At 70.2% G+C, this 14475-nt stretch carries 17 protein-coding genes and 1 pseudogene; 10 read left to right on the forward strand and 8 right to left on the reverse strand.

The genetic code is table 11. The features are described 5' to 3' along the window. Positions 1 to 57: 57 nt before the first annotated feature. Complete coding sequence (locus OG844_RS31725) at positions 58 to 654, reverse strand: cysteine hydrolase family protein (RefSeq protein WP_406394899.1); 597 nt, start codon at positions 652 to 654, stop codon at positions 58 to 60. 125 nt (positions 655 to 779) lie between these two features. Between OG844_RS31725 and OG844_RS31730 the strand changes: the two genes are divergently transcribed. Both OG844_RS31730 and OG844_RS31735 read left to right on the forward strand, forming a co-directional pair. Continuing rightward, positions 780 to 1349: a PadR family transcriptional regulator gene (locus OG844_RS31730; RefSeq protein WP_406394901.1), complete on the forward strand. Its 570-nt coding sequence runs from the start codon at positions 780 to 782 to the stop codon at positions 1347 to 1349. Continuing rightward, the gene (locus tag OG844_RS31735; RefSeq protein WP_406394902.1) at positions 1336 to 2157 is read left to right on the forward strand and encodes an SGNH/GDSL hydrolase family protein; all 822 of its coding nucleotides are present in this window, start codon (positions 1336 to 1338) and stop codon (positions 2155 to 2157) included. Before OG844_RS31730 ends, OG844_RS31735 begins: the two co-directional genes overlap by 14 nt. A 141-nt stretch (positions 2158 to 2298) precedes the next feature. Here OG844_RS31735 and OG844_RS31740 read toward each other — a convergent pair. Next, a pseudogene (locus OG844_RS31740) lies at positions 2299 to 2445 on the reverse strand (MerR family DNA-binding transcriptional regulator); the annotation flags it as partial. A 264-nt stretch (positions 2446 to 2709) separates the two neighbouring features. On the opposite strand from OG844_RS31740, the gene OG844_RS31745 reads away from it, so the two are divergent. The 3 genes from OG844_RS31745 (at position 2710) to OG844_RS31755 (ending at position 5079) form a co-directional block, all read left to right on the forward strand. Beyond that, entirely contained in the window at positions 2710 to 3060 is a 351-nt protein-coding gene (locus tag OG844_RS31745; protein ID WP_384607576.1) for a YciI family protein, read from the forward strand. Positions 3061 to 3065: 5 nt separating this feature from the next. Beyond that, the gene (locus OG844_RS31750; protein ID WP_406394904.1) at positions 3066 to 4355 is read left to right on the forward strand and encodes an RNA polymerase sigma factor; all 1290 of its coding nucleotides are present in this window, start codon (positions 3066 to 3068) and stop codon (positions 4353 to 4355) included. A 73-nt stretch (positions 4356 to 4428) separates the two neighbouring features. Next, positions 4429 to 5079, forward strand: coding sequence for a hypothetical protein (locus OG844_RS31755; RefSeq protein WP_406394905.1), 651 nt, complete (start codon positions 4429 to 4431; stop codon positions 5077 to 5079). Positions 5080 to 5278: 199 nt separating this feature from the next. On the opposite strand, the gene OG844_RS31760 is transcribed toward OG844_RS31755, so the two are convergent. Together OG844_RS31760 and OG844_RS31765 are read right to left on the reverse strand one after the other, a co-directional pair. Next, positions 5279 to 5578, reverse strand: coding sequence for a hypothetical protein (locus OG844_RS31760; protein ID WP_406394906.1), 300 nt, complete (start codon positions 5576 to 5578; stop codon positions 5279 to 5281). 125 nt (positions 5579 to 5703) lie between these two features. Continuing rightward, positions 5704 to 6282, reverse strand: coding sequence for a TetR/AcrR family transcriptional regulator (locus OG844_RS31765; RefSeq protein ID WP_406394908.1), 579 nt, complete (start codon positions 6280 to 6282; stop codon positions 5704 to 5706). Positions 6283 to 6373: 91 nt separating this feature from the next. Here OG844_RS31765 and OG844_RS31770 point away from each other — a divergent pair, with 91 nt between their 5' ends. The 4 genes from OG844_RS31770 to OG844_RS31785 all read left to right on the forward strand — a co-directional run bounded on the left by OG844_RS31770 (position 6374) and on the right by OG844_RS31785 (position 8235). After that, positions 6374 to 6820 (forward strand): anthrone oxygenase family protein, encoded by a 447-nt coding sequence (locus tag OG844_RS31770; protein ID WP_406394910.1) that lies wholly within the window; start codon positions 6374 to 6376, stop codon positions 6818 to 6820. A 104-nt stretch (positions 6821 to 6924) separates the two neighbouring features. Further along, positions 6925 to 7371: an SRPBCC domain-containing protein gene (locus OG844_RS31775; RefSeq protein ID WP_406394911.1), complete on the forward strand. Its 447-nt coding sequence runs from the start codon at positions 6925 to 6927 to the stop codon at positions 7369 to 7371. Further along, a complete protein-coding gene (locus tag OG844_RS31780; RefSeq protein WP_406394913.1) occupies positions 7368 to 7745 on the forward strand; it encodes an ArsR/SmtB family transcription factor in 378 nt (125 codons plus the stop codon). Before OG844_RS31775 ends, OG844_RS31780 begins: the two co-directional genes overlap by 4 nt. Before the next feature lie 10 nt (positions 7746 to 7755). Next, positions 7756 to 8235, forward strand: a complete 480-nt coding sequence (locus tag OG844_RS31785) for a hypothetical protein (protein WP_406394914.1) — start codon at positions 7756 to 7758, stop codon at positions 8233 to 8235. 20 nt (positions 8236 to 8255) lie between these two features. Here the strand turns inward: OG844_RS31785 and OG844_RS31790 are convergent, their stop codons facing one another. From OG844_RS31790 to OG844_RS31805, 4 genes are all read right to left on the reverse strand, one after another. Then, positions 8256 to 8987, reverse strand: coding sequence for an alpha/beta fold hydrolase (locus OG844_RS31790; protein ID WP_406394916.1), 732 nt, complete (start codon positions 8985 to 8987; stop codon positions 8256 to 8258). Between the two features lie 35 nt (positions 8988 to 9022). Next, a complete protein-coding gene (locus OG844_RS31795; RefSeq protein WP_406394918.1) occupies positions 9023 to 9511 on the reverse strand; it encodes a TetR/AcrR family transcriptional regulator C-terminal domain-containing protein in 489 nt (162 codons plus the stop codon). 109 nt (positions 9512 to 9620) lie between these two features. After that, positions 9621 to 10991: a DUF1996 domain-containing protein gene (locus tag OG844_RS31800; RefSeq protein WP_406394920.1), complete on the reverse strand. Its 1371-nt coding sequence runs from the start codon at positions 10989 to 10991 to the stop codon at positions 9621 to 9623. A gap of 178 nt (positions 10992 to 11169) precedes the next feature. Beyond that, entirely contained in the window at positions 11170 to 12885 is a 1716-nt protein-coding gene (locus tag OG844_RS31805) for a discoidin domain-containing protein (RefSeq protein ID WP_406394923.1), read from the reverse strand. Between the two features lie 341 nt (positions 12886 to 13226). Here OG844_RS31805 and OG844_RS31810 point away from each other — a divergent pair, with 341 nt between their 5' ends. Next, positions 13227 to 14219 (forward strand): LacI family DNA-binding transcriptional regulator, encoded by a 993-nt coding sequence (locus OG844_RS31810; protein WP_406394925.1) that lies wholly within the window; start codon positions 13227 to 13229, stop codon positions 14217 to 14219. Positions 14220 to 14475 lie beyond the last annotated feature (256 nt).

Raw genomic sequence — 14475 nt, forward strand, 5'->3', positions numbered from 1 at the left:
GGTCAACGCTTCGAAAGTTTTCGTTCAATGCTGCCGTGCGTCGAGGAACGCGTACCGTCAGGCGGCCGTAGGGGAGTTGGGCCGGGATGGCGCGGTGAAGCCGACGTCCGAGGCCTGCGTCGTGACGTCGGTGCCCCCGCTGATGGCCCACGCGGCAACCCGCGAGACCACGGCGGCCGGGATCACCCCGCTGATTCCGGGGGCGGCCGGGATGTCATGTGTGGCGTGGGCGTCGTGCGGAAGCACGACCCGGTAGCCGAGCGCCAGGGCGGTACGGGCCGTCGCCTGGACGCACATCTCGGACATCAGTCCGCAGACGGCGAGCGATCGCACTCCCGCACCGGCCAGTACGTCCCCCAGTGCCGTCTCCTTGAACCCGTCGTCGTGGGTCTTGCGGATCACGGTCTCCGTGGGGCCGGCCTCGACGGGGAGGTGGAGCTCCCAGCCGGGCGTGTGGGGCTCGTCGCCCGCTCCGGGCTGCCCGTCGTTCTGCAGGTGGACGACGAGTGCCCCGGCCCGCCGTGCCCGTGCGATCAGGTCCGTCGTCCGGTCCAGGAGCCCGACGGCGTCCGGCAGGGCTCCGTCACCGGCGACGGCAGCGTCCTGGACGTCGACAACAAGCAAGGCTTCTACGGGAGTCACGTGGTTGCTCATCCCGTCATCCTCGTAGCCGGCGCCGTACTCCTCCACGCGATTTCCCTCCCATGCTCAAGGGTATGACTAGACAATTTCTTGAGTATGATGGAGGGCGGACCAGAAACGGGATAAGGAGCGCTTCGATGGCCTTGCGGCATGCCGTGCTGGCAGCACTGCTGGACGGTGAGTACAGCGGATATCAGTTGGCGAAGGCGTTCGACATCGGAGTCGCGAACTTCTGGCACGCCCTGCCCCAGCAGCTGTACATGGAGCTGGCCAGGCTGGAGAAGGACGGGCTGGTCGCAGGACGGCAGGTGATCCAGGAGACCCGGCCCAACAAACGCCTCTTCCACGTCACCGACGCCGGCCGCGCCGAGCTGGAACGGTTCGCCGCGGACGTGTCGAAGCCGTCGTTCATCCGCGACGACCTGCTCGTCAAGGTCCAGGCCGCCGACCGCATCGGCACCGAACCGGTGATCGAACAGCTGGAGGAGCGGGCGTCCGCGGCCGAGGCCAAGATCGAGCTCCTGGGCAATCTGCTGCGGCAGTTCCGCGGCGACATGGGCGAGGAGGAGTACCTGCGCACGGGCGAGCGAGTCGGTCCGTACCTGACGTGCCTGCGCGGCCTCGCCTTCGAGGAGGGGCACCGGGACTGGTGCCTGCGGATCGCGAACGTACTGAGAGAGAGGCGGACGACCCGTGCCGAGCGGTGAGTACCTGCGATACGTCGCACTGGGCGACAGTCAGACCGAAGGGGTCGGCGACGGCGACGACGCCACCGGCCTGCGGGGCTGGGCCGACCTCTTCGCCGCGCGGGTCGCGGCCGCCAACCCCGGTCTCCAGTACGCCAATCTGGCTGTACGGGGACGTGTCGCCGGCCAGGTCCGCGCGGAACAGCTGGGCCCCGCGCTGGCCCTGCGCCCCGACCTCGCCACCGTGCTCGCCGGGGTCAACGACCTGCTCAGGCCCGGTTTCGACGCCGAGGAGGTGGCGGGCCACCTGGAGGAGATGTTCGCCGCGCTCACGGCGGCCGGGGCCCATGTGGTGACGATGACCTTTCCCGACGTGGGGAAGATCGCGCCGATCGCCCGGCCGGTCAGGTCCCGCGTCTTCGACATGAACGCCCGCATCCGCGCGGCGGCGGCCCGGCACGGCGTCACGGTCGCCGACATCGCACCGCAGGCCGTCGCCACCGACCCGCGGATGTGGAGCGAGGACCGGCTGCACGCGAGCCCGCTCGGCCACGAGCGGATCGCCGCAGCCGTCGCCCGGGCCGTCGGTCTGCCGGGAAGCGACGACAACTGGACGCTCCCGCTGCCGCCGCAGACCGTTCCCTCGGGCCTGCAGGCCGCACGGGCCGAACTGCGCTGGGCGGCCGGGTTCCTCGGCCCCTGGCTCGGACGGCGTCTGCGCGGCAGGTCCTCCGGCGACGGCCGCACCGCGAAGCGCCCCGAGCTCCTGCCCCTGAGCGCCGCACCGCCCGCCGCCCCGGCGGACACGGGCCTCCTGGAGCCCTCGTAGCCCGGTCCGCCCGTCGCCCTCACGGGCGCAGGGCGTGACCCGCGGCGGAACTCCGGATCCCCGTGGAGCGGAACCCGGTCCGAGCCGGTGGGGCCGTGCTGCGGCCGTGGGACACGTCGAACCTCGACGACGCAGTCGCCGAACGTGCGTGCGCCCAAGTGCCGCGTAGTAGCGGTGGCCGTTGGTCCCGATCCAGGCAGGCGGCAGCAGTCCGACTTCGTCGTAGTGCCGCAGCGTGCGGGCCGTCACCCCGGACATCCGGGCGACCTCCGCAATCGGCCAGGCCATCGCCCGCCTCCCTCACAAGTGCTTCACCTGGGCCGGTCTCTCCGGCCCTGTTCACGACGGTAGAAGTTGCCGCTGCGGCAACCGCAAGCCCGGTTACCAGGGTCTCTGCTCGTCGCCCCCCCCCGGCGCTCCACTCGACGGGCGGACAAAGAATCTTGGAAGGGCGTGTCGATACGCCGGGGTCCCGTACGTCGTCATGGTGTACACGGAGAACGTGTACCGGATGCAAGACAGAGCATGACAAAGCGCGACAGGAGCCGGACCATGAAGTACATGTTGCTGATCCACAGCGGTGCGACCGACGAGAGCGGTGGCGCTGCCGAATGCACGGTCGAGGACTGGATGGCCTACGACAAGGAGGTCAAGGACGCCGGGATCCTCGTCTCCGGTGAGTCGCTCGCCGACCTGGTCACCGCCACGACGGTCCGTGTCGGGCCCACCGGGGAGCGGACCGTCACGGACGGGCCCTTCGCCGAGACCCGTGAGGTCCTGGGCGGCTTCCTCGTCATCGACGTACCGGATCTCGATGTCGCCCTCGACTGGGCCGCACGGTGCCCGGGCGCGCGCGGCAGCGGGTCGGTCGTCGTGCGGCCGGTCGCCGACTTCGGGGCCTGACCGTCATGGACGAGGGAGCCACCGGACCCCGGGCGCCGGAGGACGGGCCGCCTGCGGTGTCCTCCGTCGCGTCGGTCTTCCGCGAGGAGCACGGACGGCTGCTGGCTTCCCTCGTCCGTCGCTTCGGCGACCTGGACCTGGCCGAGGAGGTCACCTCCGACGCCATCGAGGCGGCCCTGGTGCACTGGCCGGTCGACGGCGTACCGGCCAGGCCCGGTGCCTGGCTGCTGACGACGGCCCGGCGCAAGGCCGTCGACCGGCTGCGCCGCGACCAGGCGTACGCCGCCCGGCTGGCCGTCCTGCAGGTGGAGGCGGACCGGGCCGGCCATGCCCCGCCCGCCGACGTGGACGGCGGTCTCCCCGACGAGCGGCTGCAGCTCTTCTTCACGTGCGCCCACCCGGCGCTCGGCGCCGAGGACCGGAGCGCGCTGACCCTGCGCTGTCTGGCGGGCCTGACGACCCCCGAGGTCGCGCGGGCCTTCCTCGTACCGCCGACGACGATGGCGCAGCGGATCGTGCGGGCCAAGAAGAAGATCCGCGAGGCCCGCATCCCGTTCCGTGTGCCCGGCGCGGACGAGCTGCCGGAGCGCCTGCCGGGGGTGCTCCAGGTCCTCTATTCGATCTTCACGGAGGGGTACGCGGCATGCTCGGGCCCGCAGTTGCAGCGGGTCGCCCTGGCGGAGGAGGCCATCAGGCTGGCCCGGATCCTGCACAGGCTGCTGCCCGCCGAGCGGGAGACGGCCGGGCTGCTCGCGCTGATGCTGCTGATCCATGCCCGGCGCGAGGCCAGGACGGGACCCGACGGGGAGATCGTGCTGCTGGACGAACAGGACCGGGGCCGCTGGGACGCCGCGATGATCGAGGAGGGCACCCGCCTGGTGGTCACCGCACTGGAGGGCGGCCCGCCCGGCCCGTACGGGGTGCAGGCCGCCATCGCGGCACTGCACGACGAGGCCGATTCCGTCGCGGCCACCGACTGGCCGCAGATCGTGGCGCTCTACGACGTGCTGCAGGCACTCGCCCCGTCGCCGGTCGTCGCTGTGAACCGGGCCGCGGCGGTGGCGATGCGCGACGGGCCCGAGGCCGGGCTGGCCCTCCTGGACGAACTGGCCGACGAGCCGAGGCTGCGCTCCTACCACCCCTACGCGACCGCGCGTGCCGATCTGCTGCACCGCCTCGGCCGCCGCGCGGAGGCCACGGATGCGTACCGGGAGGCACTCGGTCTGGCAGGCACGGAGCCCGAACGCGCGCATGCGCGGAGGCGGTTGGACGAGATCGAGCGCGACAGCCGCTGAACACCGTGGTGGGTGCCGCGGGTTCGTCGTATCCCCGTCGCCGGGGTGGTTCGGGCCTGGCAGGGTGTCCGTCATGAGCTCAGAGCCCTCGCGCCCGGAACCGGTCCGCCATCACGACCACGGTCAGTGGCTCGTCAGGTTCACCGGCCGGGTGCTCGTGGTCTGCCCGGGGTGCGGTGGCCGCGCGCTCGTCGAGCCGCTGCCCGGCCTGGAGGCCCCGAAGTACTTCGACGCGCTCCTCTTCCGGCCCCGCCGCCTCACCTGCGCCGGCTGCGGGGCGGTCGCCGAATGGACGGCCGAGGAGCGGGGCGCCGGGCTGGTCGGCGCGGTGCCCGGCGGCACCGAGGACCCATTCTTCCGGCGGCCGCTCTGGCTTCAGACCCGCTGCGCGGGACGGATCCTGTGGGCCTACGACGAGGAGCACGTGGATGCCCTCGCCGCCTATGTGGGCGCCCGGCTGCGCGAGCGTCACGCCTCCCCGACGATGGGGATGTTCGCCCGACTGCCTGCCTGGATGAAGTCCGCGGCGCGCCGTGACGGTGTGCTGGCGGGCCTGGAGACCCTCCGGGCCCTCGCCCGCCTCCCGGCCCCCGCCGACCGTTCGGACGCGGCCCACGAACGCGGCGACCGGCCGCGTCACAGCGGCAGCATGCTCTTTCGCGGAGGCCCCTACCAGGGCTTGTCCGATGGGTCGGGTGACCCGTCCACCCGAGAATCGTTCTGACTCGTGGGGGGCGAGGTGATCTGTCGGATCAGTAGTGGGCCCGGTTGGAGCCGCATCTGCCGATGAACGGAGGGCGAGGTGGGCGCTGGAAGGGCCACCGCAGGGTGATCAACGGAATTCTCTTCCGGCAACGAACCCGTGTGGGTTCCGGTTTCCGTGGTCGTCCGGTGGCGATGTGGCCTGGCATTTCAGAGCCCTGTCAGGGAACGTCCTGGCCGATCGCCCGGATCACATCGGCAAGCCACACCAAGTGGTAACCCACGGCCCGGTCCTGGTGAGCAAGCAGATCCTCAACGTGCTGCCAAGACTCCGAAAGCTGTCCGATCGTGAGGGCCTGGGGTTCGGTGCCCATGCTGTAGAGCTCGTCGGCTGAAACAGACCAGAAGAGGTCTTCCTTGAGCGTCACGGTGGGCCCGGCTGACGCCTCGATGTGCCGAAGCGCCGCGTCGAGAGCACGACGAAGTTGATCGATGGGGATCTGCACAAGTTCGGTGGCCATGGGCGCCATCTTCACTCAGTCACGCCGGCCTCGACCCATCGGACAGGACCTGGAGGCCCGTGCTGGGGGAGCGATGGCACAGGCAGCCGGGCCCGAAGGCCCCTGCTGCTCGGCCCTACGACGCGTCAGACCACCGCGAGCCGGTCCACCACCAGCTCGGCTCTCCGCTCGGCCTCTTCCGGGGGCAGCCGTCCCGCCCGGGTCAGGGTCGCCAGGCCGTGCAGGGACGCCCAGAACACCTCGGTGAACAGTCCCGGGTGGACGCCCTCCCCGGCGACCTCGGCGAGAGTCTCCAGCAGGGCGGCGAAGGCGTCCTTCAGAGGCTCCGGGGTCTCCTCGTCCGCGAACGCCAGGCCGCCGTCGAGCTGGAACATGGCGTCGTAGACCGCCGGATTGCGCGCGGCGAAGTCGAGGTAGGCACCGGCGAGTGCGCTGACCCGGGCGCGCGGGCCGTTCGCGGCGGAGGTCGCGGCCCGAACCGCCGCGGCCAGGTCGCAAGCGCCTTCGAGGGCGACGGCGCCGATGATCTCGCGCTTGCCGCGGAAGTGGCTGTAGAGGACGGGCTGGCTGTACTCGATGCGCTCGGCGAGCCGACGAGTGGTGACCGCGTCCCAGCCCAGCTGCTCGGCGAGTTCGCGGGCCGTCGCCACGATGAGGCGCTCGCGTACCGCCCGTTCGCGCTCCTTGCGTTCCTGTACCGACATGACTCGATCCTAGCACCGCTAGACAATCAAGCGGCATTAGCGCTAGCGTTGCCTCATCAGCTAGCAACGCTAGATTGCAGGAGAGGTCATCATGATCAACGCACTCCAGGTCTTCACCGTCGTGAGCGTCGGCGTGATGGTGGGGGTGGAGTTCTCTGTCGCCTTCGTCATCAACCGGATCCTCGACGCGCTCCCCGACGACAGTGACCAACTCGGCCGCGCGCACGGGGGCCGGATGCTCGGCGCCGTGATGCCGGTCTGGTATATAAGCTCGCTGGTCCTCGTCGCGGTCTGGGCCGTCGCCGAATGGGACCGCCACGGCACCGGCCTCGTGGTCACCGCCGGCGGGCTGCTGATCCTCAGCGTGATCATGTCGGTCCTGCTGCTCGTCCCGATCAACAACCAGGGCAAGACGTGGACCCCTGAGAACCGGCCCGCGGACTGGAAGCAGCAGATGAACCGCTGGGACCGCTTCCACTACGTCCGCGTCGCCGTCATCATCGCCGCCTTTGCCCTGCTGGTCGCCGCCCTCGTCTGAACCTCGCGGGGCGACACGAGGTGCAACCTTCAGGTTGCGTTCAAATCGCTGCTGTGCAACTCTGGGGTTGCACGTAATGAAGCGGCGATGAACGGAGTCAGCTCATGAGCGAGGACCGGATCGAACGCGAAACCCTGATCGAGGCCTCCCTGGAACGGGTCTGGTCGCTGGTGGCCCAGCCCGGGTTCTGGGTGGCCGACAAGGCGAGCCTGCCCGGCACGGTGGCCGAGGAAGGGGCGGTGCTGATCGCGAAGCACCCCGAGCACGGCGACTTCCCGGTACGGGTGGAGAAGGTCGAGCCGCCGACGTACCTGGCGTACCGCTGGACCAGCGCTTTCCCCGGGGAGGAGCTGCGCGAGAACAACAGCACCCTCGTGGAGTTCACCTTGGCCCAGGAGGGCGACCGGACGCGGCTGCGCGTCGTCGAGAGCGGGTTCGCGGCGCTGGCGGGTTCCCAGGAGCTGCGCAGCCAGAACCTCAAGGACCACAGCGGAGGCTGGCCTCTGGAGCTCGACGCGCTCAAGGCCCGCGCGGAACAGCCCTCCACGTGACGGAAGAACATCCCGGCGCGGCCGAGGTCGTCGACAGCGTCCTCGGCGCACTGGCCGATCCGACGCGACGCCGGCTGCTCGATCTGCTCGCCGCACAGGGCGAGGCCACCGCGACGACGCTCGCCGAAGGGCTCCCCGTCTCACGCCAGGCGGTGGTCAAGCACCTCGCCGTTCTCGATGCCGCCGGTCTGGTGACCGGCGGCCGGGTCGGACGCGAGGTCCGCTACACGGTGCGGCCCGCGGCGCTGGACGCGACGGCACGGTGGATGGCCACGCTCGCCACCGACTGGGACCGGCGGCTGGCCGACATCAAACGCGTCGCGGAGGCAGCCGAGGCGGCCGAGCGGGATTCGCCCTCGACGCAACCCGACTGAGGAGGTACCCATGGATACGACAGCGCTGCGCAGCGCCTACGGCAGGTTGCTCGACGCCGCGGCCGTCCCCGACCTCGGCGACGCCGACGACGGAGGGTGGAACGCCGACCAGGTCCTGGCCCATCTCCTCAGTGTCGACGCCGCAACCGCGGCGGTCGCTCTCGGAGTTGTGGCCGGTGCTCGGCCCGCCTTCGACAACCGGATCTCCCTCGACACCTGGAATCTTGAGCGGATCATCGCCGAGCACTCGGGCAGGGCGGACCTGATCGATCACGTCCGCAGCCAGGCCGCCGTCCTCTGCGACATCGCCGATCGGCTCAACGAGCAAGCCGCCTCGGTCCTGGTGCCGACGCTCCTCCTGTCCAACGACGAGTTGGTGCTGGACCGGCCGATCCCGCTGTCGAGCCTCATCGACGGCCTCGCCGAGAGTCACGTGCCAGGGCACACCCAACAGCTCCTCGACCTTCGCACTGCGCCCGGGAAGCCCTGACGGACCGGGCTCCGGCGAGTTCAGCCGGGAGCGGGCAGCTGCTGGGCGAAGCGGCGGACCGCATCGGTGAAGGCCACTGGATCATCGAAGTTCGCGAGATGTCCTGCCCGCGGGATCAATTCGACGCGGGCGTACGGATGGGCGCGGGCGAAGTCCGACTCGCCGGACCGGAAGACGGTGTCCTTCTCACCGTTCAGGATGAGCACGGGAGCCGCCACATGACGCATCGCACCTGCGTCGAAGCGGCCCAGCACCTCGCCCCAGGCGGCCGGCAGGGTGTGGAAGGCGTAACCGGACAGGATGGTCGCGTCCACCACCTCGGGTGGGTAGAGCCGGCGCAGCAACCGGTCGTTCCACCGGGTCAGGCGGTCCGCCGGTATGCGAGGGACGAGCCCGGCGGCCCACCGGTACGGCCTTGCCCACGGGCCACGGGTCGAGGCACTGGCCCCGGCGAGGACCAGCCCTCGCAGCTGCTCGGGGCAGCGCCGCGCGAACTCCAGCGAGGCGTATCCGCCGAGCGAGTGGCCGACGACGAGAGCCGGTCCGCAGCCGAGCGAGTCCACCGCGGAAGCGATGATCTCCGTCGCCGCGTTCAGGCTCCAGGGCTGGGCGGAGCGGGCGCCGTGCCCGGGCAGGTCGACGGCAACCACCCGGAAGTCCTCCTGGAGTGCGGCGAGCTGTGGACTCCACTGTCCCGCGCTGAACCGCGTCCCGTGTACGAAGATGATGGGCGGTGCACCCGCTGCCGTCATGAGTCCCCCAGATCAGCGCTCTCCTCCGGCCGACCCTACCGGCGGGCCGTCCAGGACCGGGACATGGGGATTCCGGCCAGGGGGATGCTCGGTCGCGGTGCGACACGTCCTCCTCGACGTGGCTGATGCCGGATCAGGCAATGCCTGCCTGCCCTGGTGTCGACGGCGGCGGCCGCGATCGCGGCGGTCCGGGCGGCCGGGACCTTACGGGTGCCCAGGCGGGAGCAGGCTTCCAGCGGTCCCGTGAGCGTGGCGAGGAACTGTTCGGCAGCCATCGCCGGGTCGCAGGGGCGCAGCCGGCCGGTCAGTGAGAGCGGCGCCGGCCGGTCGGCCGACGCCTCGGCGAGGCCGAGCGCGGCACGGCTGGGCACGCTTTCGAGCAGGTCGGGGGAGTCGGCGGCCGCGGCGAAGGCGAGCCGTCGCAGCGCCCGGTCGGTCAGGAGCTGCGCCCGGTCGGTCAGGAGCTGCGCCCGGTCGGTCAGGAGCTGCGCCCGCTCGGCCATCGGATCATCGACACGATCCAAGCGGAGTCGGTGGCGTCGAAGGCCGGTCACGGCGATGGGCCGGCTGCCGGCTGCGAGGTGCAGCCGACAGCCGGCAGCGCCATGACCACGGCGCATTCCGACCACAGGGTCAGAACGTACCGGCCGAGTTGCACTTGGCCTTCTGGTTGATGCAGTCCTTCACGCGGTGTCCGAGAGCGGCGTTGTCCCAGGCATTGAAGAAATCGCCGTGGATGGACGATGCCATGCCCGAGGCCAGCCGGAAGCCCGCGGTGCTGCCGCTGGTCGGGTAGCTGACGACGAAGGAGAGGTTGGGGATGGCGACGGGGTAGGCGCCGCTGCACTTGCCGTCGTAGGTGGTCGCCACATGCGACTTGTGGTCGGGACTGTCGAGGTTCTTGCCGTCCCAGCAGTCGGGGAAGACGAGTTGGTGGGTGAGATGGGCCTTCGGGGCGCAGCGCGGCCAGTTGCCGTCGGCGCTGCGGCCGATCTCACCGCCCTCGCCGGCGCACCAGTATTGGCCCGGAGAGCCCGCCGGGGTGGGCGTCTGGGTCTTGGCGTTGCCCGCGATCATGCGGAACCCCTGCGGGAAGGGCACGGTCGCCGAGGGGTCGACGAGCCGGGAACCGTAGTACACGATCATGCCCTCGGCTTCGACGGCGTTGTCGCCTTCGTACAGGGTCGGGATCCAGTACGCCGAGAAGTCGTTGGCAGGGGTGCAACTGGTGGGCTTGTTGGCCAGCAGCGACTCATTCGTGGTGAACGCGTCGGTGCTCTTGTTGCCGAAGAAGCTGTGCATGTGGGACGCACCGGGCAGGCCCGGCAGGACGATGGGGTCGTCCGGCTTGGAGTGACTGTAGGAGCAGGTGGCGTTGAACTCCGGGACCCGGACGATACCGGCGGGCACCGCGGCGGGCGTCATCGCACGGAACTGCGCCAACTGGGCGTTCCACTTGGCCTGGTCGATGGGGACCCATCCGGCCGCCGGGCTGTCGCCCGCGCCGGCGAAGGAGAACCAGTTGATGTTGACGAAGTCACCGGCCGCCGTGCTGCGCAGCACGGCGAACACCGTCTGTGCACCGGTGGGATGGGTGGTGACATCGGTGGCCTGGGTCGCCCAGGTCTGCCAACCGCCGGTCGGGGAGACCGGTATGACAGCGAGCAGTGGTCCGGTCAGGCTGCCGGTCCGGAATTCGACCGTGCCCGAGCCGACGGCGGAGGCGATGCGGGCCGACACCGTCAGCCGGCCGGCCGCGCCGAGGTCGACGTTGTCGAAGCGCATCCAGTCGCCGTCGGCGAGGAACGCGGCGTTCTGCCCGCCTCCGATGTCCGCGGTCCCCTCCAACACGACACCCGACTGGGCTGCGTGGGACTCGGCCTGGACGGTGACCGTCGCGGCCTGTGCCCGCTGGGCCGAGACGGTCAGGCTCAGGGCAGCGGCCAGTACGACCACCAGAGCGTTCACCAACAGTGTGTACAGAGGGACGGGGTATCTGCGCATGTCACTTCCTTACGGGTATCAGGGGTGAAGGGCCGGCTTCTTGCCGGAGCACAGCGAGGGGAGAGCAGGGGGCGGACAGTGGCGTGTGCCGCCTGGCGTGATCCCGGCTCCCTGGCCGCCCCGGAAGGGCGGGTGGAGCGGCCCGGGAGCCGGGCGAACGCCGGGCGGCCGGAGGGGGCTACTGATAGACCCGCACGTAGTCGACGAGCATCTTGGCGGGGAAGGGGGTGCCGGCGTCTGTCGGGCCTGGCCAGTCGCCTCCGACCGCCAGGTTGAGGATCATGTAGTGGGGGTGGTCGAAGATCCACGGTCCCCGTGTCCGCTCCACCTGATCCTTCTCCAGGGAGAAGACGGTCCGGCCGTCCAGGCTGTAGGTGATGCCTCTGCTGTTCCAGTCGGCAGCCCAGGTGTGGAAGTCGTCGGAGAAGTCGGCGTTGCCGGGCAGGGTGTACGGCGCGCCGATTCCGCCTCCGCCGTTGTAGGCGGGCGCGTGGACGGTCGAGTAAGCGGTCTTCACGTCCTTGCCGAGGACCTCCATGATGTCGACCTCGCCGTTGTACGGCCACGGCCGGCCCGTCAGGAAGTCGGCGCCCATCATCCAGAACGCGGGCCACAGACCGTTGCCCTTGGGCACCTTGATGCGGGCTTCGACGCGTCCGTAGGTGAACTGGAACGTCGCGCCGGTGTTCATCCGCGCCGAGGTGTACTGACAGGTGGTGCTGCCGCTCAGCGGGTCGGGCGGGCACGACGATCCGGCGGTGGCCTCCTTGCGTGCTTCCATCACCAGGTGCCCCGCCCCGTCCAGTGCGGCGTTGCGGTGGTCGGTGTAGTACTCCAGCTCGTTGTTCGGCCCGGTGCCCGGATCGGCCCTCCACTTCGAGGAGTCGGGCCTGCCGCCTGCGGCGCCGTCGAAATCGTCGCTCCACACCAGCCGTGGCGGGTTCGCGGGGTCGCTCGGCAGGGGCGGAGCCTGTATCGGAGCGCCGCCGGTGCCGTACACCTGGAACTCCCACAGCGAGTAGCCGTAAGGGGTGGCACGCTGCGTCCCGTACATGCGCACATAGCGGCCGGTGCCGGCGACGGACAGCGTCTGTTTGAAGCCCGTGCCGGACGTCGTCGAATAGATCGGTGTCCAGTCCGCTCCATTCGACGAGACCTGGATCTGGAAGGACTTGGCGTAGGCGGGATCCCACTGCAGGACGACCTTGTCGATCTGCGCCGTCGCCCCGAGATCGACGGAGATCCAGCCTGGATCGGTCCATCCCGTGGTGGAGCTCGTGGACCAGCGGGAGGCCGGATCCCGGTCGAAAGCCCTGGCCGGCGTGCACTCCCAGCAGTTCTGGTCACTCTGGGAGGACGAAGCCGCGCCCGGCCTGCCGTAGGAGAGCAGTTGGCCGGCGTCACCGCCGGCACCAGCAGTGCCGTACACCTTGAACTCCCACAGCGAGTAGCCGTAACCGGTGGCACGCTGCGTCCCGTACATGCGCACATAGCGGCCGGTGCCGGAAACGGCCAGGTTCTGGGTGCCGCCCGTGCCCGTGGCCGTCTGGTGGACGACGGTCCACCTCTCCGCGTCGCTCGATACCTCGATCCTGAACGCCGTGCCGTACGCGGCTTCCCAGTTGAGGACGACCCGGCTGATGCCGGCACTTGCCCCGAGGTCGATCTGAATCCACTGCGGGTCGGCGAAGGCGCTGGACCAGCGCGTCCCGGGGTCGCCGTCGACGGCGCTCCGAGCCACGAAGACTCCCTCGGTACTCGAGGCGGTGGCGGGCTTCGCCTGAGAGAGCAGGACCTCCGCCGCCTGAGCGGAAGGGGCGGGGAGAGTGAGGAAAGCGAGCAGTGAGGCCGCGAGGGCCAGAAATAAGCCGAAGCGACGCAGCAGCGCTGGCATGGGCGACTCCTCAAGTGGGGGACTCAAGTGGGGGATGTCAGGGAGCGCTCCCTGAGAGGGAGAATGGAGGGGCTGGTGAAGGCTGTCAAGGCCTCTTTCACCTCGAAAAAACAATGACGTAACACCAGTGACACGCGGAGGGAGCGGTCTCTCGCGCCCTACGTGGCAGTCCGGCGGTCACGGGGGGTTGCGTGGAGGGAGACGCACTCCCGGGCATGCTCATGCCGCCCCGGCCTGCGGATACGCTGCTCACATCGCCATGAAGCAGAGCCGGAGGTCGCCCCGATGAGAAATCTCGCCCCGCGCACGAACCCGGGCGGCGGCACAGGGGACGGACAGGTATGAAACGCCCCACTCTCGAAGTGGTCGCCGCCCGAGCGGGCGTGTCCAAATCGAGCGTCTCCCGTGTCATCAACGGCGAGACGACGGTCGCCCCGCAGATCCGAGACGTCGTCATGCGCGCCGTAGCCGAATTGGGCTACGTGCCCAACGGCGCCGCACGTAATCTCGTCACCCGCCGCACGGACACGCTCGCCGTCGTGGTCTCCGACCCGCCTCAAGGAGTCGTCTCCGACGACCCCCTCTTCTCCGCCGTGGTCCGCGCCGTCAGCAGAGAGCTCGAGACGTCGGGTAAACGGCTCGTGCTCATGCTCGCGGAATCGGACCGGAGCCGGACCAGAGTGGTGCAGTACATCGCCGGCGGGCATGTGGACGGCGTGCTCCTGGTCGCCCTGCACGGTACGGATCCGTTGCCGGCCGCACTGGCCCGGCAGGGCCTGCCTGTCGTGTCCTTCAACCGCACCTCCGCGCAGGAGGTCCCGTACGTGGCGCTGGACAACGCCGGCGGAGCGGCGCTGGCCGTGCGTCATCTCCTGGAGCGCGGGCGTCGCCGGATCGCCACCATCACCGGGCCGCTCGAACTGTACGAGGCGCGTGAGCGCCTCGATGGCTACCGTCGGACGCTGCGTGACACCGGCCGTCGCTCCATCGTGGCACTGGGCGACTTCACCAGAGCCTCCGGCGCCGAAGCCATGCGGCAGCTCCTGGAGGACGATCCGGACCTCGATGCGGTGTTCGCAGCCAACGACCTGATGGCGATCGGAGCCCTGCGCACCCTCCATCAAGCGGGCCGACGCGTCCCCGAAGACGTGGCGGTCATCGGCTTCGACGACATAGAAGCCGCCTCCTACACCAGTCCCGCGCTCACCTCGGTGCGCAGCCCGATGGCCGACCAGGCGACCGCCGCCGTCCACCTGCTCCTCGGCCTGATCGACGGCGGCCCCACAGGGCCGGTGATCATGCCGAACGAACTCGTGGTGCGCGAATCGACCTGATCTCCCTGCAGCACGGTTCACCCCGCGCCGTTCCGCGTTGCTGTGGAGGTTGGTCCTCGGCCCGAACCTGCGGCGTTCCGAGGCAGTTGGCCGTACGGGTCCCACCGGTGCAGGAACCCGGCGGCACAGGTCAGGACGACGGCAGGAGCAGCCGGCACGTGGACGAACACGTCGACCGACGTGGATAGGGGCCGGTGCGCATCAGGGGAATCCTCCCGGCCTCGGCGATGCTCCCGGTAGCCGTCGTGTGTGCCTG

It is taken from the genome of Streptomyces sp. NBC_00887 (assembly GCF_045207585.1).

Excerpts from the sequence above, each read along its gene's own strand:
- OG844_RS31725 (WP_406394899.1), bottom strand. The coding sequence starts at position 654 with ATGAGCAACCACGTGACTCCCGTAGAAGCCTTGCTTGTTGTCGACGTC.
- OG844_RS31730 (WP_406394901.1), top strand. The coding sequence starts at position 780 with ATGGCCTTGCGGCATGCCGTGCTGGCAGCACTGCTGGACGGTGAGTAC.
- OG844_RS31745 (WP_384607576.1), top strand. The coding sequence starts at position 2,710 with ATGAAGTACATGTTGCTGATCCACAGCGGTGCGACCGACGAGAGCGGT.
- OG844_RS31750 (WP_406394904.1), top strand. The coding sequence starts at position 3,066 with ATGGACGAGGGAGCCACCGGACCCCGGGCGCCGGAGGACGGGCCGCCT.
- OG844_RS31755 (WP_406394905.1), top strand. The coding sequence starts at position 4,429 with ATGAGCTCAGAGCCCTCGCGCCCGGAACCGGTCCGCCATCACGACCAC.
- OG844_RS31760 (WP_406394906.1), bottom strand. The coding sequence starts at position 5,578 with ATGGCCACCGAACTTGTGCAGATCCCCATCGATCAACTTCGTCGTGCT.
- OG844_RS31765 (WP_406394908.1), bottom strand. The coding sequence starts at position 6,282 with ATGTCGGTACAGGAACGCAAGGAGCGCGAACGGGCGGTACGCGAGCGC.
- OG844_RS31770 (WP_406394910.1), top strand. The coding sequence starts at position 6,374 with ATGATCAACGCACTCCAGGTCTTCACCGTCGTGAGCGTCGGCGTGATG.
- OG844_RS31775 (WP_406394911.1), top strand. The coding sequence starts at position 6,925 with ATGAGCGAGGACCGGATCGAACGCGAAACCCTGATCGAGGCCTCCCTG.
- OG844_RS31785 (WP_406394914.1), top strand. The coding sequence starts at position 7,756 with ATGGATACGACAGCGCTGCGCAGCGCCTACGGCAGGTTGCTCGACGCC.
- OG844_RS31790 (WP_406394916.1), bottom strand. The coding sequence starts at position 8,987 with ATGACGGCAGCGGGTGCACCGCCCATCATCTTCGTACACGGGACGCGG.
- OG844_RS31800 (WP_406394920.1), bottom strand. The coding sequence starts at position 10,991 with ATGCGCAGATACCCCGTCCCTCTGTACACACTGTTGGTGAACGCTCTG.
- OG844_RS31805 (WP_406394923.1), bottom strand. The coding sequence starts at position 12,885 with ATGCCAGCGCTGCTGCGTCGCTTCGGCTTATTTCTGGCCCTCGCGGCC.
- OG844_RS31810 (WP_406394925.1), top strand. The coding sequence starts at position 13,227 with ATGAAACGCCCCACTCTCGAAGTGGTCGCCGCCCGAGCGGGCGTGTCC.